At 63.1% G+C, this 26,714-nt stretch carries 4 protein-coding genes; all 4 read right to left on the bottom strand.

The genetic code is table 11. From position 1 onward, the window contains the following. Positions 1 to 110 precede the first annotated feature (110 nt). The 4 genes from JOE39_RS03370 to JOE39_RS03355 are packed head-to-tail and all read right to left on the bottom strand — an operon-like array spanning position 111 to position 26,497. Positions 111 to 8,741, bottom strand: a complete 8,631-nt coding sequence (locus JOE39_RS03370; protein WP_210077901.1) for a non-ribosomal peptide synthetase — start codon at positions 8,739 to 8,741, stop codon at positions 111 to 113. Position 8,742: 1 nt separating this feature from the next. Next, complete coding sequence (locus JOE39_RS03365) at positions 8,743 to 15,207, bottom strand: non-ribosomal peptide synthetase (RefSeq protein ID WP_210077903.1); 6,465 nt, start codon at positions 15,205 to 15,207, stop codon at positions 8,743 to 8,745. A 14-nt stretch (positions 15,208 to 15,221) separates the two neighbouring features. Then, complete coding sequence (locus JOE39_RS03360; protein ID WP_210077905.1) at positions 15,222 to 23,090, bottom strand: non-ribosomal peptide synthetase; 7,869 nt, start codon at positions 23,088 to 23,090, stop codon at positions 15,222 to 15,224. Next, positions 23,087 to 26,497, bottom strand: coding sequence for a non-ribosomal peptide synthetase (locus tag JOE39_RS03355; protein WP_046265824.1), 3,411 nt, complete (start codon positions 26,495 to 26,497; stop codon positions 23,087 to 23,089). Before JOE39_RS03355 ends, JOE39_RS03360 begins: the two co-directional genes overlap by 4 nt. Between the last annotated feature and the right edge of the window lie 217 nt (positions 26,498 to 26,714).

The following is a 26,714-nucleotide window of genomic DNA, read 5'->3' as shown; positions in this document are numbered from 1 at the left end:
AGAGCGTCCAGAAAGGCATGCCCACGCGGGAGTGAACTGCCCCCAAAAAGTCGGACGTTTGACTATCGTTCCCATGCTCCGTGTGGGAATGCCGTTCGTGACGCTCTGCGTCACACCAAGCGCTCGGCAAGCGCCTGCAGAAACGCTTCCGCGATTACCAGGTTGTCGTGTCGTTGATCGATCGTCGTCGAGCTGCGCAGTCCGTTGACCGAGCATTGTTCCAGCAGCACCGCTTCGGCCTTGGCAATCTGCCCCGGTTTGCGGCTTTGCCCCGCCCACCAGCAATCGGCCTTTACATTGAGGGTCTTCAAGGTAAACGCCTGGCTGAGTTTTGCGTTGGCTTCCAGCAATGTGTAACCGGTTTCGATTTCGTCCTGCACCGCAATGTCCTGGAACATGCTGCGCAGGCTGTCGACGTTCATTGCGTGTTGCAGCGCGATCTGCTCGATCACTCGATCAATCACTTCACTCTCCCCGGTCACCGACTGCCGGGCCGTTTCGATCAGGTCGACAATGGTTTGCTCCTGCAAGCCCGGCACAAAGGCCTGCAGGCTCTTGATCAGGCTGCGGTAGTAGTTTTCGCCCTGCTGCTGCGTGGTGACGTGCGGGTCCTCTTCGACCCATTGCATGCCGACCGATGCCGGTAGCTGGGTGTCGACCAGCCCGAGAAAGCTCACCACCTCGCCAGCGCGCTCCAGCACGTGCGCGACCTCGACGGCCAGCGCGCCGCCCATCGACCAGCCCAGCAGGTTGTACGGCCCGTGCGGCTGGGTCATGCGGATCTGCTCGACGTAGTAGTCGACCATGTCCTGCCACGACGTATCGAACCAGCCCGGCACCACGTAGGCCTTGTTGACCAACCCGTAAACCCTTCGGCTGTCGCTCAACCTGCCCGCCAGCGGGTAGTACGAATAGGTGCCACCACCGCCCGGCGGCAGGCAGAACAGTGGCGCATGCGCCGAGCCATTGGCGTTCATGGCGATGACCGCCGACTTGACCCTGGCTTCATCGGCACGCATGAAATCGGCCAGTTCGCCCAGGGTCTGCAGCAACAGCAAGTCATGCAGCTTTATGGAGATATCGAACGTCTCGCGAATCCTGCCCGCCAGTGAAACCGCCAGCAGCGAGTGCCCGCCCAGGGCAAAAAAGTTATCGTTGAGCCCGACCCGTTCGACGTGTAACACCTGCTCCCACAACGCAGCAAGGCGTTGCTCGAATGCGCTGCGCGGCGCCACATAACCCTGCTGTGAACGGGCCACGTCCGGTTTCGGCAGAGCCCTGCGATCCAGCTTGCCATTGGCGGTCAGCGGCATCGAATCGATAAATACGAAGTAGCCCGGCACCATGTAATCCGGCACCTGAGCCTTGAGGTGGGCCTGCAGACGCTCGCGCAGAACGTCCGGCGCCTCAGCGGTAGCGGTCGGCACCAGATAAGCCACCAGTTGCTTGCCGGACGGCCCGTCGATGTCGATCACCGTGACTTCGCGCACAGCGGCATGCTCATGCAGACGCGCTTCGATTTCGCCCAGCTCGATGCGCAAGCCGCGAATCTTCACCTGATGGTCGATACGCCCGGCGTAGTCGATGACGCCCGCGTCGCGATAACGCGCCAGATCGCCAGTGCGGTACAGCCTGCCGCCGCCCTGTTCGTCGAACGGATCCGGCACGAAGCGCTCAGCCGTCAGCGCTGCACGGTTGTGATAACCCCGCGCCAGACCGACGCCGCCCAGGTACAACTCCGCCGCCACGCCCTGTGCAGCAGGCAGCAGGCCGTCGTCGAGGATGTGGGTTTTCAGGTTGTCGATCGGCCGGCCGATCGGCACGCTGAGCACGTCGTCGGTGGTGCACGTCCAATGGGTCACGTCGATGGCCGCTTCGGTCGGGCCATACAGGTTGTACAAACCGGCCTGCGGCAAACGCTTGAGCACCTGAGCGGCCAGCTCGGCAGGCAGTGCTTCGCCGCTGCACACCACTCGGCGCAGCGTGTTGCAGCTTTCCACCTGAGGATGAGCCATGAACGCCTGCAGCATCGACGGCACGAAGTGCAGCGTCGTGACCTGATGCTCACGGATGGTCTGCACCAGCCGCTCGGGGTCGCGGTGATCGCCCGGCAGCGCCATGGCCAGACGTGCACCGGTCATCAGCGGCCAGAAGAATTCCCAGACCGACACGTCGAAACTGAACGGCGTCTTCTGCAGAACCGTGTCGCTGCCATCCAGCGCGTAAGCCTTCTGCATCCAGTGCAAGCGGTTGACCAAAGCACGATGGCTATTGCCCGCGCCCTTGGGTTTGCCGGTCGAACCCGAGGTGTAAATCACGTAAGCCAGATTCAATGGATGGCTGAGGTTGACCGGGTTGGCGGTGCTGTAACCCTCCAGCCAGTCGCCGTGCTGATCCAGACACAGGCTCTGCACCTGATGCGGAACCGGCAAGCGTTCCAATAGCGCCGTCTGAGTCAACAGCAAACCAATCCCGCTGTCCTGCATCATGTAGGCCAGACGATCCTCGGGGTAGTCCGGGTCCAGCGGCACGTAAGCGCCACCGGCCTTGATGATCGCCAGCAGACCGATCACCAGTTCCAGGCTGCGCTCGACGCAGATACCCACTAATACGTCCGGGCCGACGCCCGACTCACGCAGGCGATGCGCAAGCTGATTGGCGCGGGCGTTGAGGTGTGCGTAGCTCAATTGTTCGGCGGCGAAAATCAGCGCCGAAGCGTCCGGCGTGGCACGCACCTGGGCTTCGATCAGATTGTGCAGGCACTGCTCGCTGGGGAAGTCTACGGCTGTGGCGTTCCACTCGCGCAGCACATGCTGCTGCTCGTTGTCGTTCAACAGCGCCAGTTCGCCAAGCGCCGCGTGCGCATCATGCGCCAGCGCCTGCAGGACCTGCTGAAAATGCGCCGACAACTGCGCCATGTGTTGCTCGCTGAACGCCTGACGGGCGTAACTGAAGCGCAACGACAGGGTTTCACCGAGATTGACCACCAGCGTCAGTGGATAATGCGTCTGCTCCTGCGTGTACAGACCACCGAACACCAGCCCCGGCGGCGCAGCTTGTTGCAGGGCTTCGGACACCGGGTAGTTTTCGAACACCAGAATGGTGTCGAACAGCGCCTCGCCAGCGCTGCGTGCCCAACGCTGAATCTCGTACAGCGGCGTGTGTTCATGCTCTCGCAGAGCGATATTCTGCGCCTGCACCTGTTGCACCCACTCCGCCACGCGCTGCTCGGCACGTGGGCTGGCGATCACCGGCAGGGTATTGATGAACAGCCCGAGCTGCTCCTCGACACCCGGCAGGTCCGCCGGACGCCCGGCCACGGTTGCGCCGAAGGTGACGCTGGACTGCCCCGTGTAGCGTTGCAGCACCAGCAGCCAGGCCGATTGCACCAGCGTGTTGAGGGTCACGCGCTGCTCGCGGGCAAACTCGCTCAGTTGACGGGTGTTCTCGGCGTCGATCGAGTGCAGGTAATCACCATGCCCCTGCCCATTCTCAGGCGTCTTGAAGGACTGCACCAGCCGCGTGGGCTCATCGAGTCTGGCCAGCTGATCGGTCCAGAAACGCTCGCTGAGACCCGCATCCTGGCGCTGCAACCATTCGATGTAGTCGCGATAGCGGCTGACCTGCCTAGGCAGTGTCTGGCCGCTATAACGCTGCAGCACTTCACCTAACAAACGCGAGCTGCTCCAGCCGTCCATGAGGATGTGATGGCTGGTGTAGATCAGTTGATGGCTCTGCTCGCCGGTGCGCACTACGGCCAGGCGCAGCAACGGCCCCTGGGCCAGATCGAAACCCTGCTGGCGGTCGGCATCGGCCCATTGGTCGATCCAGCCGGACGACTGCACCCGGGCATCCAGCTCGACAAAAGGCATGCGCACATCACGCAAGACCACTTGCAGCGCTGGCTGCAGATGGCTGATGAAAGCACTGCGCAGCACCTCATGGGCATCCAGCGTGGCCTGCCAGGCGGCGCGGAAACGCGGCACGTCCAGACCGCTGACCTCAATGCGCATCTGGTTGATGTAATGACCCGCCTCCTGCTCGAACAAGGTGTGGAACAGCATGCCCTGCTGCATCGGTGCCAGCGGGTAGAGGTCTTCGATCTGCCCGGCAGATATCGGCAAACGGCTCAACTGCGACTGGCTCAGGCGCGCCAGCGGAAAGTCCGACGGAGTCGCCCCAGCCACGCCTTCGGTGGTGCAATGGGCAATCAATTGTTGCAATTCGGCGGCGTACTCATCGGCCAGGCGCTGCACGGTCTCGCGCTCGAACACCGCGCCACTGAAGGTCCAGCTCAGGCGCAGCTCACCGGCATAGACCTGACCGTTGATGCTGATCGGCGCAGCCAGCGGCGCATCGGCACTCTGTGAGGCACCGCTGCTGTCGGCCGAAGGTGTGAACAGTGCCTCTGGTGCGTCGAAGCTGCCGTCGAACTGCCCCAGGTAATTGAATACGATGCTGCCCAGCGGCAGGGCTTTTAGGGTCTGCCGCGCCGATTCGCGGCCCAGGTAGCGCAACGCGCCGTAACCGATGCCCTTGTCGGGCACTGCGCGCAGTTGCTCCTTGATGGTCATGATCGAATCGGCCAGCGAGGCCTGCGGGGTGAGCCTGACCGGGTACACATTGCTGAACCAACCCACCGTGCGGCTCAGGTCCAGTGCGTCGAACAGGTCTTCGCGGCCGTGGCCTTCGAGACGAATCAACGCATGCGGTTGCGCGGTCCAGCGGCTGACCACCCGCGCCAGCGCGGTCAGCAGCAGGTCATTGATCTGCGTGCGGTACGCCGCCGGGGCGTCTTGCAGCAGTTGTCGGGTCAGCTCGCCATTGAGTTGCGTGACCACCGACAGCGCGTGCTTCTGTTGCTGGCCGCCATGCGGATGATCACACGGCAAAGCATCGCTGACGTCCTGCAATTGCGCCTGCCAGTAGCCCAACTCCTGCTCCAGCGCCGGGCTTTGCGCGTAGGCCTGCAAGTGCTCGGCCCAGCTTTTCAGCGAGCTGGTTTTCGCCGGCAACAGCGCTGGCTGGCTTGATGCCAGAGCTACGTACGCCTGCTGCAGGTCTTCCAGCAACACCCGCCAGGACACGCCGTCCACCAGCAGATGATGAATCACCAGCAACAGACGCTGTTCGCCTTGCGGCAGATTGATCAGCACGGCACGCAGCAACGGGCCGTTTTTCAGGTCCAGGCTGCGTTGCGCCTCATCGGCCAGCTCAGACAAGCGCTCGATGCTGTCCAGCTCATGGGTCCAGAGCAGCTCGCGAGTGTTCAACGCGCCGAAGGTGGCCTGCCATTGGCCGTTCTGCTGGCTGAAACCCAGACGCAGTGCGTCGTGCTGCTCGATCAGCGCAGTCAATGCAGACTGAAGATGAGCAGCCTCCAGCGTTTGCAACGGCTTGAGCATCAGCGCCTGATTCCAGTGCTGACGCTCGGGGATGTCCAGTTCGAAGAAACGCGCCTGAATCGGCAGCAACGGTAACGAACCGCTGATCTGCTCTGCTACGGCGGCGGGCTTTTTTTGAATCAGTTTCGCCACCGAGGCCAGTTGGCCGATGGTCTGTTTTTCGAACAATTGCTTGGGGCTGAGCTTGATGCCCTGGCGCTTGGCGCGGGCGATGATCTGCAGGCTGAGAATCGAATCGCCGCCCAGTTCGAAGAAGTTGTCGGTGCTGCCGACCTGCTCCAGCTTGAGGACATCCGCCCACACGGCGGCGAGCTTTTCCTCGATCTCGCCGACTGGTGCGGTGTAACGCTGTTTGACTACGCCAGGCCTTGGCAAGGCGCGCTTGTCGAGCTTGCCATTGGCGGTCACCGGCAGACGCTCCAGGAGCATGATCTGCGCGGGCACCAGATACTCCGGAAGGCGAGCCACCAATTGCTCGCGCAACTGGTCGACATTGAGGCTCGTGCCGGCCGCCGCGACGCAATAGGCCACCAGTTGCAGGCGCGTCTCGTCACTGTCCAGCGGCTGGGCCAGCACCACGGCCTCGGCGACGTTGTCCAGGGTTTGCAGAAGCTGGCCGACCTCGCCCGGCTCAACCCGATAACCGCGGATTTTCACCTGATCGTCAGCACGGCCCAGGTATTCCAGCACGCCATCCACCCACCGCGCACGGTCGCCTGCACGGTACAGACGCTGACCATTGGCGTCCGGATCCGGCACAAAGCGTTCGGCGGTCATTGCCGCACAGCCCAGATAACCCTGCGCCAGCCCGCGCCCGCCCAGATACAGTTCACCGGTCACCCGTTCGGCCACCGGGTTGAGGTAAGCGTCCAGCACCCGCGCCTTGCCGTTGGCCAGCGGCTGACCGACCGGCACACTGCGGCAGGCGTCTATAGGCCCCGCCACTTCGTGGGTCAGGATGCCGACCGTGGTTTCGGTCGGGCCGTAGTGGTTGATGATCCGGCAGTCGGGTTTGAGCGCACGCACCTGCTCGATCAACGCCCAGGCGCTAGCCTCTCCACCCAGAATCAGCACTTGCCCAGGCAGCACGTCCACCGGGTTGGCGGCCTGCAGCAGGCCCTGCAAATGGCTGGGCACGATTTTCAGCACGTCAACCTGATGCTCGGCCATGTAACGCGCAAAACCGTCAGGGTCGAACGCCTGTTCGTGAGACAGCAGGTGCAGCGTCCGGCCGGACGCCAGCGCACCGAACAACAGCGTGTGCCCCAGGTCGGCAGCGACCGTCGACACCATCGCCATGCTCGCCCCGTCGTTCAATGCCAGGCGCTCAAGCACGCCCTGCACATAGTTGGCCAGCGCGCCGTGGCTGATCACCACGCCCTTGGGCTGCCCGGTGGAGCCGGAGGTGTAGATGATGTACGCCGCTTGCCCGGGCAGCACCCGAACATCCAGCGCCTGGCTGTCGACAGCAGCCCAAAGCGCAGCATCGAACGCCAGCACCGGGCACACGCCCAACCGCGCGGCCTTGTCGTCTTCGGGCGCATGCACCAGCAGCACCGTGCCGCTGTCACGGACCAGTTGCTGCAGGCGCTCGGCCGGTTGCGCGCTGTCCAGCGGCAGGTACACCGCGCCCAGCTTCAGCAGCGCCAGCAGGCTGATCACCCATTCCACGGAGCGGTCCAGGCACAGCGCGACGGTCATGCCCGGCTTGATGTCCTGGGCGTGCAGGTAGCGGGCGAATTGGTTACTGCGTGTCTCAAGCTCGTCAAAGCTCAACACCTGCTGGCCCACACGCAACGCAGTCTTGCCACGCCCGGCACGCAGGTCCTGTTGCCAGAGGCTGAGAAAATCGGTGCAGGCAAAGTCCCGGGTTTGCTCGGCGACCAGCGACGATACCGCGTGTGGATGATCGGCCAGACGCCGGTCGGTATCCGAAACCAGTGCGTGCAGCACCCTGCGCAGCGCGTCGGCGATACGCTCGATGGTCTGTGCTTCGAACAGATCGGTGGCGTAGGTGAAATAACCGCGTATCCCTTCAGGCGTGTCGGTGAAGTCGAAGGCCAGATCGAAACGCGCATCGCTGCTGCCCATCGGGAACTCATCGACCGTCAGGCCCGACACGCGCTGCCCGCTGCCGTCGGCCGCCAGCACGTGCTGATTGATCTTGAACTGGAACAGCGGGTTGTGGCCCGGATTGCGCTCCGGCGCCAAGGCATCCACCAGATGCTCGAACGGCAGTTCCTGATGCGACTGCGCGCCCGTGACCACCTGCTTGACCTGATCCAGCAGCTCGGCAAAGCTCTGCCGCTCGTCCACCTGCACACGCAGCACCTGAGTGTTGATGAAAAAGCCGATCAGCCCTTCCAGCTCGCTGCGGGTGCGCCCGGCATTGGGTGCGCCGATGCGGAGGTCGGACTGCCCGCTGAAGCGCGACAGCACCACCGACAGCGCCGCCAGTGTCACCATGAACAGGGTCTGGCCGTTGTTGCGCGCCAGGCTTTTCAGTTGCGCGGAGAGTTGCTGCGGCAGGTCGACGCGCACACTCGCACCGCGATGGCTGGGTTGCAGCGGACGCGGATGATCCAGTGGCAGGCTCAGCAACGGATGTTCGCTGCCCAGTTGCTGTTTCCAGTAGTCCAGCTGCCGCTCGCCCTCCCCGGCCTCCAGCCAGGCGCGTTGCCAGATCGCGTAGTCGGCGTACTGAATCGCCAGCGCAGGCAACGGCACTGGCTGCCCCGATACCTGCGCCTGATACAACTGCACGAACTCGCGAATCAGCACTTCGCCGGACCAGCCATCGGACACCACGTGATGCATGCACACGGTCAGTACGTGTTCGCTTTCATTCAGCTGGAACAGTTTGACCCGCAGCAGCGTCCCACTCAGCAGATCGAAGGGCTTTTGCAACTCGGCGCGCACCTGCTGCTCGATGTCTGCGGGCGCCACCGACGCGAACTCGAGGGCGACCGTGGCCTGCTCGAGAATCTCCTGATAGAACGCGCCGTCCTCTGAAACGAAGCGGGTACGCAGGGTTTCATGACGCTGCACCAGCAGGTCCAGCGCCTCGCTCAGGGCCTGCCGGTTCAATGCGCCATTCAGACGCACCGCCATGGGCACGTTGTAGGCCGCGTTGCCCGGCTCCATCTGCCAGAGGAACAGCATGCGCTGCTGCGCGTAGGACAGCGGAATACGCGCTGCGGCGTGTCGGGTCACGGCGATGGGCAGCAGTTTGAAGCTCTGTCCGGTCTCGTGCATCTTGGCGAGGATCTGCCGGCGCTGTTCGACGGGCAAGCCGACGAAACGCTGGGCGATACGCTCTGCTGCAGACTTGTCCATGTCAGATACCCGCCATTTCATTCATCATTTTTTCAATATCGGACAAGCCGTCCTCGGTCAGCGACAGGCCACTGCCGGCGAAGGCCTGAATAAATTCGTTCAATTGTGGTTTCTCGAAGATCAGGCGCAGCGGAATGTCGATTCCCAGGCCGCTGTGGATTATGGAAATCAGCTGCGTCGCCAGCAGCGAGTGGCCACCGAGCTCGAAGAAATCGTCGCTCAGGCCGACACGCTCGACTTTCAGCACATCGGCCCAGATCGACGCCATCTGCTGTTCCTGCTCTGTGGACGGCGCGACGTACTGGCGCTGCAACTGGCTGGCGTCCGGTTTCGGCAGTGCCTTGCGATCGAGCTTGCCGTTGGCGCTCAGCGGCATCCTGTCGAGGATGATGAAGTGCGTGGGCACCATGTAATCCGGCAGCGACTCCTTGAGGAAGGCCTTGAGCGCATCACGCAACTGATCGTCGTGGTGCTCGACCACCAGATACGCTGCCAGCTGCTTGCCGGACGGGCCGTCAACGTCGATCACCACCACCTCATGAACACTGTCGTGGTCCAGCAGGCAGGCTTCGATTTCGCCCAGTTCGATGCGCAAGCCGCGAATCTTCACCTGATGGTCGATACGCCCGGCATAGTCGATGACGCCCGCGTCGCGGTAGCGCGCCAGATCGCCGGTACGGTACAGCCTGCCGCCGCCGTGCTCGTCGAACGGATCCGGCACAAAGCGCTCAGCCGTCAGTGCTGCTCGGTTGTGATAACCCCGCGCCAGACCGACGCCGCCCAGGTACAACTCCGCCGCCACGCCCTGTGCAGCAGGCAGCAGGCCGTCGTCGAGGATGTGGGTTTTAAGGTTATTGATCGGCCGGCCGATCGGCACGCTGAGCACGTCGTCTGTGGTGCACGTCCAATGGGTCACGTCGATGGCCGCTTCGGTCGGACCATAGAGGTTGTACAAACCGGCCTGCGGCAAGCGCTTGAGCACCTGAGCGGCCAGCTCGGCAGGCAGTGCTTCGCCGCTGCACACCACTCGGCGCAGCGTGTTGCAGCTTTCCACCTGAGGATGGGTCAGGAACGCCTGCAGCATCGACGGCACGAAATGCAGGGTCGTGACCTGATGCTCACGGATGGTCTGCACCAGCCGCTCGGGGTCGCGGTGATCGCCCGGTAGCGCCACGGCCAGACGTGCACCGGTCATCAGCGGCCAAAAGAACTCCCAGACCGACACGTCGAAACTGAAAGGAGTCTTCTGCAGAACCGTATCGCTGCCATCCAGCGCGTAAGCCTTCTGCATCCAGTGCAGACGGTTGACCAGCGCACGATGGCTATTGCCCGCGCCCTTGGGTTTGCCGGTCGAACCCGAGGTGTAAATCACATAAGCCAGATTCAGTGGATGGCTGAAGCTGACTGGATTTGCAGTGCTGTAACCCTCCAGCCAGTCGCCGTGCTGATCCAGGCACAGGCTCTGCACCTGAGGCGGAACAGGTAAACGCTCCAATAGCGCCGTCTGGGTCAACAGCAAGCCAATCCGGCTGTCCTGCATCATATAGGCCAGACGATCCTCGGGATAATCCGGGTCCAGCGGCACGTAGGCGCCACCGGCCTTGATGATCGCCAGCAGACCGATGACCAGTTCCAGGCTGCGCTCGACGCAAATCCCAACCAGCACGTCCGGGCCGACGCCCGACTCACGCAGGCAATGCGCAAGCTGATTGGCGCGGGCGTTGAGTTGCGCGTAGCTCAGTTGCTCGGCGGCGAAAATCAGCGCCGGCGCGTCCGGCGTGGCACGTACCTGCGCTTCGATCAGGCTGTGCAGGCAGTCCTCGCTGGGAAAGTCTGCGGCTGTGGCATTCCAGTCGTGGAGAATCTGCTGCCGTTCAGCCCTGTCGAGCATCGGCACTTCGGCGATGCGCTGTGCGGCATTGGCGCAGATGGCCTGCAACAAGGCCAGCCAGTGCCCGGCCATGCGCTCGATGGTGCGCGGGTCGAACAACGCTGTCGCGTAGGTCAGGCCAGCGCTCAGGCCACCGTCATGTTCGGCAGTGTTCAGGGTCAGGTCGAACTGCGCCGGGTAACTGTCCGGCAGCAACGCTTCGACCTGCAGACCGGGCAACGCGCGGACGTTGGCGCTGGCCTGGCTCTGGTGATTGAACATCACTTGAAACAGCGGGCTGTGGCTGAGACTGCGCTGTGGCTGCAGGGCTTCGACCAGTTGCTCGAATGGCAGCTCCTGATGCGCCTGGGCTTGCAGGGCGGTGTGTTTGACCTGCTGCAGCAACTCGTTGAACGTCGTGTGCACGTCAAACTCGGCGCGCAGTACCTGCGTGTTGACGAAGAAGCCGATCAGGCCTTCGGTTTCAGCGCGGTTGCGGTTGGCAATCGGCACGCCGACACGAATGTCCGACTGACCGCTGTGACGGTGCAGCAGGCTCTGGAATGACGCCAGCAACAGCATGAACAGGGTCACGCCCTGTTGCCGCGCGACCTGCTTCAAGCCATCGATCAGCGCGGGCTCAAGCTCGACTGCCAGCCGCGCACCGGCATGGCTTTGCACCACGGGCCGCGGGTAATCGGCGGGCAGCTCCAGAATCGGCTGCTGATCGCCCAATTGCTGCTTCCAGTAATCCAGCTGCCGGGCCTGTTCGCCAGCCTCCATCCAGGTCCGCTGCCACAGTGCGTAGTCGGCGTATTGCAGGTCCAGCGCGGTCAGGCTCACCTCACGGCCCTGACTGTAGCCCTCGTAAAGACGCACCAGTTCATCGACCATGATCGGCATCGACCAGCCATCGGAGACGATGTGATGCTGGGTCAGAATCAGCACATGCTCGTCGGTGTTCAGGTTCAGCAAACGGACCCGCAACAGCGGCCCCTGCTCCAGATCGAACGGGCGCTGCATTTCCTGCTGCACGCAGGCTTCAAGGGTCTGGCCGCTGGGCAGCGACTCGACAGACAGGGTCAAGGCACGTGGCGGATGGACGATCTGCAGCGCCTGTTCGCCCTGCTGACGGAAGGTCGTGCGCAGGGTTTCGTGGCGGGCGATCAGCGCGCTGAAACTGTGTTCCAGCGCAGCGATGTCCAGCGAACCGCGCAGGCGCAGGGCTGCGGGAATAACGTACGCCGTGTTCTCCGGGTCAAGCTGCCAGAGGAACCACTGCCGCTGTTGCGCATAGGAAAGCCCCAGCGGCTGCGTGCGGTCGGCCTTGATGAAGCGCGGCGCACCGTTGCCCTGCCCTGCGCCCGCTGCCAGCGCGAAGGCCGCCAGATCACGCGCTTCGAACAGGTCGCGTAACGACAGCTCGACATCCAGCTGCTGACGAATGCGCGAAATCACCTGAGTGGCCAGCAGCGAATGCCCGCCCAGCTCGAAAAAGTTGTCGCTGCGCCCGACCCGCTCGAGTTTCAACACATCGGCCCAGATCGCGGCCAGTTGCTGCTCCAGCTCGCCTTGCGGGGCGCTGTAGGTGGCCTGTAACTGACTGGCGTCCGGCGCAGGCAGCGCCTTGCGGTCCAGCTTGCCGTTGGCAGTCAGCGGCATGCTGTCGAGGACGATGAAATGGGTGGGCACCATGTAATCCGGCAGGTGCGCCCTGAGTTCGTTTTTAAGCATTTCACGCAGGGTTGGCTGGTCCTGATCAGGCTCAGCAGGTACCAGGTACGCCGCCAACTGCCCGTCCAGCGCCAGCACGTGCACTTCACGCACCGCCGGGTGCGCTTGCAGCCGCGCTTCGATTTCACCCAGTTCGATACGGAAGCCACGAATCTTCACTTGGTGGTCGATGCGCCCGGCGTAGTCGATCATCCCGCCAGCACGATAACGCGCCAGGTCGCCGGTGCGGTACAGGCGGCCGCCCTCGCTGGAAAACGGATCGGGCACAAAGCGTTCGGCCGTCAGCGCGGCGCGGTTATGGTAGCCCCGCGCCAGACCGGCATGGCCGATGTGCAGCTCGCCGCTGCAACCTTGGGCGACCGGATTGAAATCGGCGTCCAGCACGTACCACGACAGGTCGGGAATCGCCTCGCCAATCGGACTGGCCGGGTTCTGCGTGTCGGCTTCGGTTAGTGGCCTGTAGGTGACGTGCACGGTGGTTTCGGTGATGCCGTACATGTTGACCAGTTGCGGTGATTGATCGCCTAAACGCGCGAACCAAGGCTTCAGGCTCGCCACGTCCAGCGCCTCGCCGCCGAAGATGACTTTTTGTAGCGATAACGCCGACATGGAATCGCAGGCCACGCGCATCAGTTGCTTGAACGCCGAAGGCGTCTGGTTGAGCACCGTGACCTGTTGTTCGATCAGCAACGCATGGAATTCTTCCGGCGAGCGGGTCACTTCGCGGGGCACGATGACCAGTCGGCCGCCATGCAGCAGCGCGCCGAAAATCTCCCACACCGAAAAGTCGAAAGCGAAGGAATGGAACAGCGTCCACACATCTTGCTCGTTGAAATGGAACCAGTCTTCCGTCGCGGCAAACAGGCGCATCAGGTTGTGATGGGCGAGTAAGGTGCCTTTTGGCTTACCGGTCGAGCCCGAGGTGTAGATCACGTAGGCCAGGTTGTCCGGTGTGGTCTGATTGAGCGGGTTTTCCGTGCTGTAACCGTCCAGAGCGTCAGCCAGATCGAGCGTCTGCACCTGTGCGGGGATTGGCAGTTTGTCGAGCAACGACGTCTGGGTCAGCAGCAGCTGGATACCGCTGTCGTGCATCAGAAAGCTCAGGCGATCCTGCGGGTAATCCGGGTCCAGCGGCACGTAAGCACCCCCGGCCTTGAGGATGGCCAGCAGGCCGACAATCATCTCCAGACCGCGCTCGGCAGCCAGCCCGACGCGCACATCCGGGCCGACACCCTGCTCCCGCAGTTTATGGGCAAGCTGATTGGCGCGGCGGTTGAGCTGTTGATAGCTCAGTTGCTCGACACCAAAGCTCAGAGCGATGGCCAGCGGCGTGCGCTCGGCCTGGGTTTCGATACGTTGATGGGCACAATGAGCGCTTGGGTAAACCGCAAGATCGCGGTTCCAGTCACGCAGAGTGTTCTGGCGTTCCTCGGCACTCAGCAATGGCAGGTCAGCGATACGCTGATTGACGTCGCGGCACATGCCGTTGAGCAGGTTGCGCCAATGGCTGGCCATGCGCTCGATGGTCGATGCGTCGAACAGGTCGGTGGCGTAGGTCAGTGCGGCTGTAAGGCCGTCCGGGCGTTCGCAGGTGTCGAGGGTCAAGTCGAACTGCGCGGTGTGCTTGTCGGACACCTGATATTCCAGACGCAGCCCTGCCAGCTCACGGCTCTGGTTGTGCCCTTCGCTCTGGTGGTTGTAGGCCACCTGAAACAGCGGGCTGCGGCTCAGGTCGCGCTGCGGCTGCAAGGCTTCGACCAGTTGCTCGAACGGCAGGTCCTGATGGGCCTGCGCCTGCACGGCAGTGTGTTTGACCTGCTGCAACAGCTCGGCCACGGTGGTCTGCGTGGTGAATTCGGCCTTGAGCACCTGAGTATTGACGAAGAAGCCGATCAGCCCCTGGGTTTCGCTGCGGGTACGGTTGGCGACCGGCACACCGACGCGCACATCGGCCTGACCGCTGTAGCGATGCAGCAGGGTCTGCAACGAGGCCAGCAACAGCATGAACAGCGTGATGCCCTGTTGACGCGCCAGCACCTTGAGGCTGTCGAGCAGTGCGGCGTCCAGCTCGACGTCAAGCCGCGCACCTTCGTAACTGCGCAGCGCAGGACGCGGCCGATCAGTGGGCAATTCCAGAATCGGCTGTTGCTCGCCCAGTTGCTGCTTCCAGTACGCCAGTTGGCGTTCCTGTTCACCCATTTCCAGCCAGTTGCGCTGCCAAAGGGCGTAGTCGGCGTACTGGATCGGCAGCGGCGCCAGTGTGATCTCGCGACCGAGGCTGGCGGCCTGATAGAACTGCATCAATTCCTCGACCATGATCGGCATCGACCAGCCATCGGAGACGATGTGGTGCTGGGTCAACACCAGTACATGCTCCTGCCCGCTCAGCTTGAGCACGTTGACCCGCAGCAGTGGCCCTTGCAGCAGATCGAAAGGCTGCTGCACGTGCCGATCCACCCAGGCTTCAACAGACTCACCAGCCGCCAGTTGCTCGACACCGAGCGCAAACGGCGACGCCGGCTGCACCACCTGCAGCGCTTCATCGCCCTCCTGTTCGAAGGTCGTGCGCAGGGTTTCGTGACGCTCGATCAGTTGCTCCACGCTGCGTCGCAATGCCTCGACATTCAGCGCACCGTGCAGGCGCAGCGCCAGCGGAATGTTGTAGGCCGCGCTGTGCGGCTCCAGTTGCCAGATGATCCATTGCCGCTGCTGCGCGTAGGAGAGCGCGGACGGTGCCTGCGTCTCCCTCACGGCAATCGGCGTGACCCCGTAGAGATTCACCCCTTGACGCTTGAGCAGCACCGCCAGCGCCTTGCGTTCACGGGCGGACAGCGATTTAACGGAGTCAAGCAACTGTTGCACTGGGGTCTCTCCTGCTAAGCAATCAAATTATCAATTTCCTCCGCTGATAAACGTTTGAGTGCCTCCAGTGATTTAGTCAATTCGTCCTGCGCGTGGTCACTTTCGCCATTTTTTTCCTGCAGCGTGGCGCAGAAGTCCGCCAGCAGCGGTTGCTCGAAGACATCCTTGAGGCTGACCTCGTGCTGCAACTGTTCGCGCATCCGCACGAGCATCTGCACCGCCAGCAGCGAATGCCCACCCAACTCGAAAAAGTTGTCGTTGCGCCCGACCCGCTCGACCTTCAACACATCGGCCCAGATCGCTGCCAGTTGCTGCTCCAGCTCGCCTTGCGGAGCGCTGTAGGTAGCCTGCAACTGACTGGCATCCGGCGCAGGCAATGCCTTGCGGTCCAGCTTGCCGTTGGCAGTCAGCGGCATGCTGTCGAGAACGATGAAATGGGTGGGCACCATATAATCGGGCAAGTGCGCCCTCAGTTCATTTTTCAGCGTTTCACGAAGGCTCTGCTGATCCTGATCAGGCTCGTTAGGCACCAGATACGCCGCCAACTGCCCGTCCAGCGCCAGCACGCTCACTTCGCGTATGGCCGGGTGCGCTTGCAACCGCGCTTCGATTTCACCGAGTTCGATGCGGAAGCCGCGAATTTTCACTTGATGGTCGATGCGCCCGGCGTAGTCGATCATCCCACCAGCCCGATAACGCGCCAGGTCGCCGGTGCGATACAGGCGGCCACCGTCGTTGGAGAACGGGTCCGGCACAAAGCGTTCGGCGGTCAGCGCCGCACGATTGTGATAGCCCCGCGCCAGACCGGCATGGCCGATGTGCAACTCGCCGCTGCAGCCCTGGGCGACCGGATTGAAATCAGCATCCAGCACGTACCAAGACAGGTCGGGAATCGCCTCGCCAATCGGGCTGATAGGGTTCTGCGTGTCGGCCAGCGCGATCGGTCGATAGCTCACGTGCACCGTGGTTTCGGTGATGCCGTACATATTGATCAGTTGCGGCGTCTGATCGCCAAAGCGCTCGAACCACGGCTTCAGGCTGGCGACGTCCAGCGCCTCGCCGCCAAAAATGATTTTCTGCAGCGACAGCGGTAGCGATGAATCACAGGCCACGCGCATCAGTTGCTTGAACGCCGACGGTGTCTGGTTGAGCACCGTGACTTGCTGTTCGACCAGCAGCGCATGGAATTCTTCCGGCGAGCGGGTCACTTCGCGGGGCACGATCACCAGTCGGCCGCCATGCAGCAGCGCGCCAAAAATCTCCCACACCGAGAAGTCGAAGGCAAAGGAATGGAACAGCGTCCACACATCCTTTTCGCTGAATGTGAACCAGTCATCCGTCGCGGCGAACAGGCGCATCAGGTTGTGATGGGCGAGCAAGGTGCCTTTCGGTTTACCGGTCGAACCCGAGGTGTAGATCACGTAGGCCAGGTTGGCCGGCGCGGTCTGATTGAGCGGGTTTTCCGTGCTGTAACCGTCCAGTTCGTCAGCTAGATCGAGCGTCTGCACCTGTTCGGGGATCGGCAGTTTGCCAAGCAGCGGCGCTTGGGTCAGCAACAGTTCGATACCACTGTCGTGCATCAGAAAGCTCAGGCGATCCTGCGGGTAATCCGGGTCCAGCGGCATGTAAGCACCACCGGCCTTGAGGATGGCCAGCAGGCCGACAATCATCTCCAGACCGCGCTCGGCGGCCAGCCCGACGCGCACATCCGGGCCGACGCCCTGCTCGCGCAGTTTGTGCGCCAGCTGGTTGGCGCGCTGGTTGAGCTGCCGGTAACTCAGTTGTTCGCCACCAAAGCTCAGGGCAATAGCCTGCGGGTTACGCTCGGCCTGGGTTTCGATGCGTTGATGCGCGCAGTGCTCGCTCGGGTAGCGCTGCACGCTTTGCGTCCAGGCGGTCGGCAATGCCAGTTCGCCGAGTGGCGTGGTTGCCGATGCGCAGAGGCTCTGCAGCAGATGATCGAAATGTGCCGCCAGTTGCAGAATGCCTTCGGCGCTGAAATGCTGGCGGTCGTAACTGAAACGCACCGACAGCACCTCAGTGGCCTCGACCACCAGGGTCAGCGGGTAATGCGCCTGCTCCTGATTGCGCAGGTCGCTGAAGACCAGACCGTCCGGCGCGCGCTGCAGGGCTTCGGACACCGGGTAGTTTTCGAACACCAGAATGTTGTCGAACAACGCCTCGCCACTGTTGCGCGCCCAGCGCTGGATGTCATACAGCGGCGTGTGCTCATGCTCGCGCAGAGCAAGGTTTTTCGCCTGCACCTGCTGCACCCAGTCGGCCACCGTCTGCTCGGCACGCGGGCTGGCGATGACCGGTAGGGTATTGATGAACAGCCCCAGCTGTTCTTCGACACCCGGCAACTCGGCCGGACGCCCGGCCACGGTCGCGCCAAAGGTCACGCTGGACTGGCCGGTATAGCGTTGCAGCAGCAACAGCCAGGCCGATTGCAGCAGCGTATTGAGGGTGACGCGCTGCTCGCGGGCAAACTCGCTCAAACGTCGGGTGCCGTCGCTGTCGATCAGCTGGATGTAATCGCCGTAGCCCTGCCCCTCGGCCGAAGACTTGAACGCTTGCAGCAAGCGGGTCGGCTCGTCCAGTTTCGCCAGCTCCGCAGTCCAGAAACGCTCGCTGAGCGCGGCATCCTGATGTTGCAGCCACTGAATGTAATCACGATAGCGGCCTGCCTGTTTCGCTGGCATCTGCCCGCTGTAGCGTTGCAGCACTTCACCGAGCAGGCGCGAGCTGCTCCAGCCATCCATAAGGATGTGGTGGCTGGTGTAAACCAAATGCCACGCGTCGTCGGCGATACGCAACACGGCCAGGCGCAACAATGGCCCTTGCGCCAGATCGAAGCCTTGCTGACGGTCGGCCTGCGCCCAGTCGTCGAGCCAGTTTTCTGGCTGACCACGCGCATCCAGCTCGACAAAGGGCACCTCGACCTGACGCTGCACCACTTGCAGCGACTGCTCGCGCTGACTGACAAAACAGCTGCGCAGCACGTCGTGATGGTCCACCGCGGCCTGCCAGGCGTTGCGGAAACGCGGCACATCCAGCCCGCGAATGTTCACCTGCAACTGGTTGATGTAGTTGCCCGCGCGTTCATCGAATAACGAGTGAAACAGCATGCCCTGCTGCATCGGTGACAGCGGGTAGATATCCTCGATCTGGCCCGCCGCAATCGGCAGACCGTCAAGCTGCGCCTGGGTGAGGCGCGCCAGCGGGAAGTCCGACGGCGTAACGCCTTGATGCCCCGCCGTGCAATGTTCGATCAGGGTGGTCAGCGCCTGCTCGTAGCGACGCGCCAGGGTGTCGATGGTCGAGGCGTGATACACCTCGCGGCTGAAGCTCCAGTCCAGTTGCAACTGGCCGTCGAACACCTGACCGTTAAGGCTCAGCCAGTTGCCCAGCGGCCCGTCTTCGCACAGCGCAGTGCCTGCACTGTCGGCACTCGGTACGAACAGCGCGCCTTGGTGTTCGTTGAAGCTGCCGTCGAACTGGCCCAGATAATTGAACGTGACCCGCGCCTGCGGCAAGGCGGCCAATTGCTGCGCGAAAGGCCCCTCGCCCATATAGCGCAACACACCGTAACCAATGCCCTTGTCGGGCACCGCACGCAATTGCTCCTTGATGCCGCACAGGCTTGCACCCGGCGCGGTCTGCGGCGTGAGACGCAGCGGAAACAGGCTGCTGAACCAGCCGACGGTGCGGCTCAGATCAGTGTCGTCGAACAGGTCTTCGCGGCCATGCCCTTCCAGCTGAATCAGCACCGAGGGCTGCTGGCTCCATTCGCAAAGGACCTGGGCCAGCGCCGTCAGCAGCAGGTCGTTGACTTGCGTGCGGTACGCGGCGGGCGCGACTTTCAGCAGCTTGTGGGTCAGGTCCCGGCTAAGCCAGGAAGATGCATGGGCCGCGTCGCGATTGCGCATCGTGCCTTCGGGCTTGTCACGAGGCAGCGGCTGGTCTTTGCCCTGCAAGGCCTGCAGCCAGTAATCGCGCTCGGCCTTCAGCGTCTCACCGGCCGCATACTGTTGCAATTGCTCGGCCCAGCGCTGGAGCGACGTGGTTTTTGCCGCGAGTAATACTGGCTGGCCTTGCGCCAGGGCGAGGTACGCGTGTTGCAGGTCTTCCAGCAACACCCGCCAGGACACGCCGTCCACCAGCAGATGATGAATCACCAGCAACAGACGCTGTTCGCCTTGTGGCAGGTTGATCAGCACGCCACGCAGCAACGGGCCGTTTTTCAGGTCCAGGCTGCGTTGCGCCTCATCGGCCAGCTCAGGCAAGCGCTCGATGCTGTCCAGCTCATGGGTCCAGAGCAGCTCGCGAGCGTTCAGCACGCCGAAGGTGGCCTGCCATTGGCCGTCCTGCTGGGTGAAACCCAGACGCAGTGCGTCGTGCTGCTCGATCAGCGCAGTCAATGCAGACTGAAGATGAGCAGCCTCCAGCGTTTGCAACGGCTTGAGTATCAACGCCTGATTCCAGTGCTGACGCTCGGGGATGTCCAGTTCGAAGAAACGTGCCTGAATCGGCAGCAACGGCAACGAACCGCTGATCTGCTCTGCCACAGCGAGGGGCTTTTTCTGAATCAGTTTTGCCACCGAAGCCAGTTGGCCGATGGTCTGTTTTTCGAATAATTGCTTGGGGCTGAGCTTGATGCCCTGGCGCTTGGCGCGGGCGATGATCTGCAGACTGAGGATCGAATCGCCGCCCAGTTCGAAGAAGTTGTCGGTGCTGCCCACTTGCTCCAGCTTGAGGACATCCGCCCACACGGCAGCGAGCTTTTCCTCGATCTCGCCGACCGGCGCGGTGTAACGCTGTTTGACCACGCCGGGTCTGGGCAAGGCGCGCTTGTCGAGCTTGCCGTTGGCGGTCAGCGGCAGACTGTCCAGCAGCATGATCTGCGTGGGCACCATGTAGTCCGGCAAGCGCGCAGCCAGTTGCTCGCGCAGGCTGTCGACATTCAGATTCGCCCCGCTTGCCGCGACGCAATAGGCCACCAGTTGCAGGCGGGTCTGATCGTCATCGACGGGCAACGCCAGTACGCTGACCTGCGCCACCGAAGCCAGGCCCAGCAACACCCGCGCGACCTCTGCCGGCTCGACACGATAGCCGCGCACTTTGACCTGATCGTCGGCCCGGCCGATGAATTCCAGCAGGCCCTGATGATTGCGGCGCATGCGATCACCGCTGCGGTAGGCGCGCGTGCCGTCCTGCGCGAACGGGTCCGGCACAAAGCGCTCGGCGGTCAGCGCAGGCTGGCCGATATAGCCCAGCGCCACGCTGCCGCCGCCGATGTACAGCTCACCGGCGACCTGAGTGCCGACGGGGTTCAGCACGTCGTCCAGCATATAAGCACTGGCCCCTGGCAGTGGTGTGCCGACTGGCACGCTGCGCAGAGGATCGCCAGCGTGCACCCCAGTGGATACACATACATCCTGTGGGAGCGAGCCGGGCGACATCAGCACCTCATAAGTCAGCACACCAACAGTGGTTTCGCTCGGCCCGTAGTGGTTGATCACCCGGCAACCCGGCTTGAGCTGACGCACCTGCTCGATCAGCGCTGGCGAGCAGGCTTCGCCGCCGACAATCAGTGCATGCTGCGGCAGTACGTCGGCTGGCTGGCCGGCCTGCAACAGCGCGGCCAGATGACCGGGGACGATTTTCAGCACGCCCACCTGATGCTCGGCCATGTAGGCCGCGAAGGCATCCGGGTCAAAACCCAGCGCCTCTGTCAGCACGTGCAGCGTGCGTCCCGAACACAGCGCGCCGAACAGCACGGTATGGCCGAGGTCGGCGGCGATGGTCGAGACCAGCGCCATGCTCGCCTCGGGTGCCAGTTGCAATTGCTCCGACAAGCCACGCAGGTAACTGGCCAGTGCGCTCTGGCTGACCAGCACACCTTTTGCCTGGCCGGTCGAGCCGGAGGTATGAATCACGTAGGCCGCCGAATCGGCTGAAGGCCGGGTGTCAGGGCGGCTGACAGGCAGGTCCTGCCACAGCGCAGGCGTCCAGGTCAGGCCCTGACAACCGGCAACACCCAGCGACGTGTGCCGCACATCACCCTCGGCACACAGCAATACTCTTGCCTGCGCATTGACCAGCATCTGTTGCAGTCGCGCATCGGGGGCTTTGACGTCCAGCGGCATGTACACGCCGCCGGCCTTGAAAATTGCCAGCACGGCGGTCAGCCAGTCCAGCGAACGCTCCATCAATACCGCGACCGGCTGGCCCTCGCTGATGTCCATGCGGATCAGGTGATGGGCCAACTGATTGGCGGCCTGCTCCAGTTGCAGCGTGGTCAGCGTGCGCTGCAGGCAGCGGGCTGCCTGGGCATTAGGTTGCCGTTCGACCTGTCGGTCCCACAGTTGCAGCATGTGCGGCGCGGGTGCGCGAGCGTCGCGCCTCGGCTCGACCGCGAGTGCTCCCAGGCTGAACAGCGGTGCCTGCGGCGCGTCGAGCAGGGTTTCGAACAGCGCGAGCAGTTCCGGGATGAAACCTTCGACGGTGGTGCGTCGATACAGGTCGCTGGCGTAGGCCATGTCGCCGTGGATCAGTGTGCCATCATCCGTGATGTCCAGCGCCAGGTCGAAATGTGCGCCCTGTTTGTCGAAGGCATATTCGCTGACCTCCAGCCCGGCCAGCCTGAGCGCGGTTTTCTGCTTGAGGACCACGTTCTGGTTGAACTTGGCCTGGAACAGAGGGTTGTGGCCCAGGCTACGCTCGGGCGCCAGTTGATCGACCAGTTGTTCGAAGGGCACGTCCTGATGCGCCTGCGCACCGAACGAGGTGTCGCGAATCTGCGCGAGCAGGTCAAGGTAGCTCAGGCGTTCGTCCACCTGGCAGCGCAAAACCTGAGTATTTATGAAGAAGCCGATCAAGCCTTCGGTTTCAGCGCGACCGCGGTTGGCATTCGGCACGCCGATGCGGATATCACGCTGCCCGGCCTTGCGCGACAGAAACAGCGAAAAGCCGGCCAGCACCAGCATGAACAGGGTCATGCCCTGCGTGCGCGCAAAGGCGTTGAGCCGCCGCGACAGGTCTACACCGAAATCGAAACGCAGGTGCTCGCCCTGATGGCTTTGCGTGGCCGGACGCGGGAAATCCGGTGCGGCGTCCAGCAACGGTTGCTCTTCGCCCAACTGGTGACGCCAGTAGTCCAGCTGACGTGCGCCCTCGCCCGCCTCCAGCCAGCTGCGCTGCCAGATCGCATAGTCGGCGTATTGCAGCGGCAGTTCCGGCAGCGCGGGTTCGCGGCCCTCGCAGTACGCCTGATAGCAGTGCACGAACTCCTGAATCATCACATCCATCGACCAGCCGTCGGAGACGATGTGGTGCATGCTGACGATCAGCACATGCTCGTCGTCCGCGAGGCGAAACAGGTGCGCGCGCAGCAGCGGCCCCGTACGCAGATCAAACGCTTGGCCCGTGACTGTGGCCACTTGCAGCGCCAGCTCGGCATCGCGCAGTTCGACATCGGCCAGACCGGCCAAATCAATGCTTTCCAATGCGACTGTCTGGTCGTGCAGCAGCAGTTGCTGTGCCTGATCGCCATCAGTCTGAAACACCGTGCGCAGCACCTCATGGCGCTCAATCAGGTGATCGAATGCACGGCGCAACGCCGACTCGTTCAACGTGCCGCGCAGACGCAGGCCGGTGGTCATCTTGTACGCGTCGCTCGACGGATCGAGCTGCCAGAGGAACAGCAGGCGTTGCTGAGCGAAGGACAGCGGAATGGCGCTGACATCATGCCGGCTGACCGGCACCGGCAACAGGCTGAAATCCTTGCCTTCCTGGCGCAACCGGGCGAGGAACTGTTGGCGTTGCTCCAGCGACAGGCCGACAAAACGTTTCGCGATGCGTGCAGCAGTGGTCCCGGTCATGCGCCGAATTCCTCCAGTGAGTCCATGAACTGGTCCATGTCGCTCCAGTCGTTGTCCGTGCTGTTGTCGGTCAGCGCTGCCACTTCGACGGCGAGCTCACTGAGCAGCGGTTTTTCAAACAGAGTGCGCAGCGGCAGGCTGATGCCCAACTGCGTCTTGATCCGGGCGATGACTTGCGCGGCGAGCAACGAATGCCCGCCCAGTTCGAAAAAGTGATCGTCGAGGCCCACCTGGGGCGCATGCAGGACGTCCGCCCAGATGGCCGCCAGGCAGATTTCCACCTCGCTGTGCGGCGCCCGATAACGCGCCTGCAACTGGCTTGCGTCGGGGGCTGGCAATGCCTTGCGGTCCAGCTTGCCGCTGGGCGTCAGGGGCAGCTCGGGCAACAGCAGCATGTGCGTCGGCACCATGTAATCCGGCAGGAAGGCTTGCAACTGGCTGCGGATGCTTTGGCGCAGGGCCAACTGTTCGGCCTCTGTAGACGCGGCAACGTCCGGCACCACGTAGGCGACCAACTGCGTGCTGCCCGCCAGTTCGACGGCCAGCACCACGGCCTCGCGCACGCCCGTGCATTGCTGCAGGCGCGATTCGATTTCGCCCAGCTCGAGGCGGAAACCGCGAATCTTCACTTGATGATCGACCCGGCCGATGTACTCGACAGCACCATCGGCACGCAGTCGGGCGCGGTCGCCGCTGCGATACAGGCGCTCACCGCTGACAAATGGATCGGCGACAAAACGTTCGGCGCTCAGACCGGGCTGAGCGTGATACCCCCGCGCCAGACCAGGACCGCCGATGTACAGCTCGCCCACCGCACCTTGCGGCAGCAGGTTCATTTGATCGTCGAGAACGTACAGGCGTCGTCCTGCCAGCGCCCGGCCAATCGGCACGCCGCGCCAGGACACCTGCTGCGGGGTCAGCGTGCTGCAATCATGGATGCTCGACACCACGGTGGCTTCGGTCGGGCCATAGGTATTGAGCAGGCGTACATGCCCGAGCCCGGCCTTTTGCCACAGGCGCAGCCCCTCGACGGCCATGGCTTCGCCGCCAACATGCACCTGCCGTAGCGCGCCGTAATGCGCGGGCGGGCTGGCGGCGAAGTCCTGAACCAGCGTCAGCCAATAGGCCGCGGGCAAGTCGGCGAGGGTTACGCCGTGCTCGACGATGGCCTGATGGAAGGTGGCGCTGTCCCACAGGCGCTCGTCACGCAGCACGACGGCCGCACCGCGACACAACGGTGGGTAGAACTGCTCGACGAAGCCATCGAAGCTGTGGGTGGCGAACTGCAGGACCCGGTCGCCTTCGCGCAGCTCACTGTAGTTGGCCCCCAGGGCGACGAACTCGGCCAGCGCCGCATGACTGATCGCCACGCCTTTGGGCCGCCCGGTCGACCCTGAGGTGTAAATCACGTAGGCCAGGCTGGCCGGATCGATCGGGCCGTCGAGGTTGTGCACGCTGGCGGTTTCGCTGTTCATCCGATCGATGCACAGGCATTGCATGTCAGCCAATTCAGGCAGCCCGGTCAGCTGATCGCTGTGGGTCAGCAGCAGTTTCACGCCACTGTCCTCCAATACATGACGCAAGCGTTCGCGCGGCGCATTCAGGTCCAGCGGCACATAGGCACCGCCAGCCTTGAGCACGGCGAGCAGCGCCACGGGCATGTCCAGCGAACGATCCAGCGCCACGCCGACCAGCACGTCCGCGCCGACACCCTGCTCGCGCAGCTGCCAGGCCAGACGGTTACTGCGCTGGTTCAGCTCGGTGTAGCTCAGGCCTGGAGACTGACCTTCGCTGGCAAGGATCAGCGCCGCTGCATCGGGCGTGCGTTGTACCTGCGCTTCGAACAGACGGTGTGCGGCGGTGTTGCTGTCGGCGTTGGCAGCACTGTCCACTGCCAACAGTTGCTTACGTTCGTCGGCCGAGAGCATCGACAGCTCGGCGATGGTCTGCAGCGGGTCGGCACAGACAGAGGCCAACAGGTTGCGCCAGTGCCCGGCCAGGCGAGCGATGGTCGACTCGTCAAAAATGTCGGTGGCGTAGGTGAAGGCGGCATGCAGTTGTTCGCCTTCACCGCTGGTGGCCAGCATCAGGTCGCTGGCGGCAGCGTGCGAGCGCTGCGCCAGTGCCTGTTGTTCGGCGGGCAGATTGGCCACGCGCAGGCCGCCGCTCAACTGTTTGTCGAGCAGGTCGGCAACCACCGGCTGGTGATTGAACATCACCTGAAATAAAGGGTTATGGCTCTGACTGCGCTCCGGCTGCAGGGCGTCGATGATGGCGTCGAATGGCAACTCCTGATGCGCTTGGGCACCGGTCGAGGCATCGCGGACGATATTCAACAGGTCGACGAAGCGGGTCTGCGCCGTCACTTCACTGCGCAGTACCTGAGTATTGATGAAGCAGCCGATCAGCCCTTCGGTTTCGCTGCGGGTGCGGTTGGCGATCAGGCCGCCGACACGAATGTCGGTCTGCCCGCTGTAGCGATGCAGCAGGCTTTTGAAGGTCGCCAGCAGCACCACGAACAGGGTCACGCCCTGGCGTTGCGCGAGGCTTTTCAGGTTGCGCAGCAGCTCGGGCTCCAGTGCCAGCTCCAGGCGAGCGCCGTCGTGACTGGGCAAGGCCGGATACGGACGGTCGGTGGGCAGCTCCAGCAGCGGATGCTCTTCGCCCAGGTGGCTGCGCCAGTAGTCCAGCTGACGCGCCTGCTCACCGGCTTCTAGCCAGCTGCGTTGCCAGACTGCGTAATCGCGGTACTGCACAAGCAGCGGCTGAAAAGGCAGCGGTTTGCCGGCCAGCAGCGCGTCGTAGCCGCGCAGCCATTCGTCGATCAGCACGTTCATCGACCAGCCATCGGTGATCATGTGGTGCAGGTTGAGCAGCAGCAGGTGCTCCTGTTCGGCCAGACGCAGCACCTGCACGGTGAACAGCGGCCCGCGCTGCAGATCGAAGGTTTGCGCGGCCTGTTCGGCCATGGCCTGACGCGCACTGGCCCAGCGCTGCTCGGGCGGCAAGGCGCTCAGGTCGGTCAGGCGGATGCTCACTGGCGCTGGCGGCGCGACACGCTGAAACGCCCGGTCGCCCTCCTGGCCGAAGGTGGTGCGCAGGCTTTCATGTCGTTCGACCAGCGCACCGAATGCCCGCTCCAGCAAAGGCAGTTCCAGCGGACCGTTCAGGCACACCGACATCGGCAGGTTGTAGGCCGCGCTGTGCGGGTCCAGTTGCCAGAGAAACCACATGCGTTGCTGGGCATAGGACAGACCGTCACGCTCGGCCAGCCCGGCACAGGAAGGAATCGGGAACAGCGAGAAATCCATGTTCTCCTTGCGCATGCCATCGAGGAACAGGCGGCGTTTTTCAAGGGGTAACTCGACAAAACGGCGAGCGAGTTTCTGGGCGTGTTCGGGGTTCATGGGTCGATCCTTGCTGAGTGGGGCTGACCGTCGGGCGGGGTCGTATCAACAAGAACGAATTGGCGAGGAAATATTTAGAAAGGTTTCTCGGGGGTAAGGCTCTGCATTGCACTGCGCACTCAAGAGAGGACGCAGAGCGTCCAGAACTGCGTGCCTACGCGGAGCGCAGGCACGATAATCAATAGCCGGACACTTATCGTTCCACTCGCTCAAACGT

The organism is Pseudomonas sp. PvP100 (genome assembly GCF_017833055.1).
Lineage (GTDB): Bacteria > Pseudomonadota > Gammaproteobacteria > Pseudomonadales > Pseudomonadaceae > Aquipseudomonas > Aquipseudomonas syringae.
This window is presented reverse-complemented; position numbering and strand designations above follow the sequence as displayed.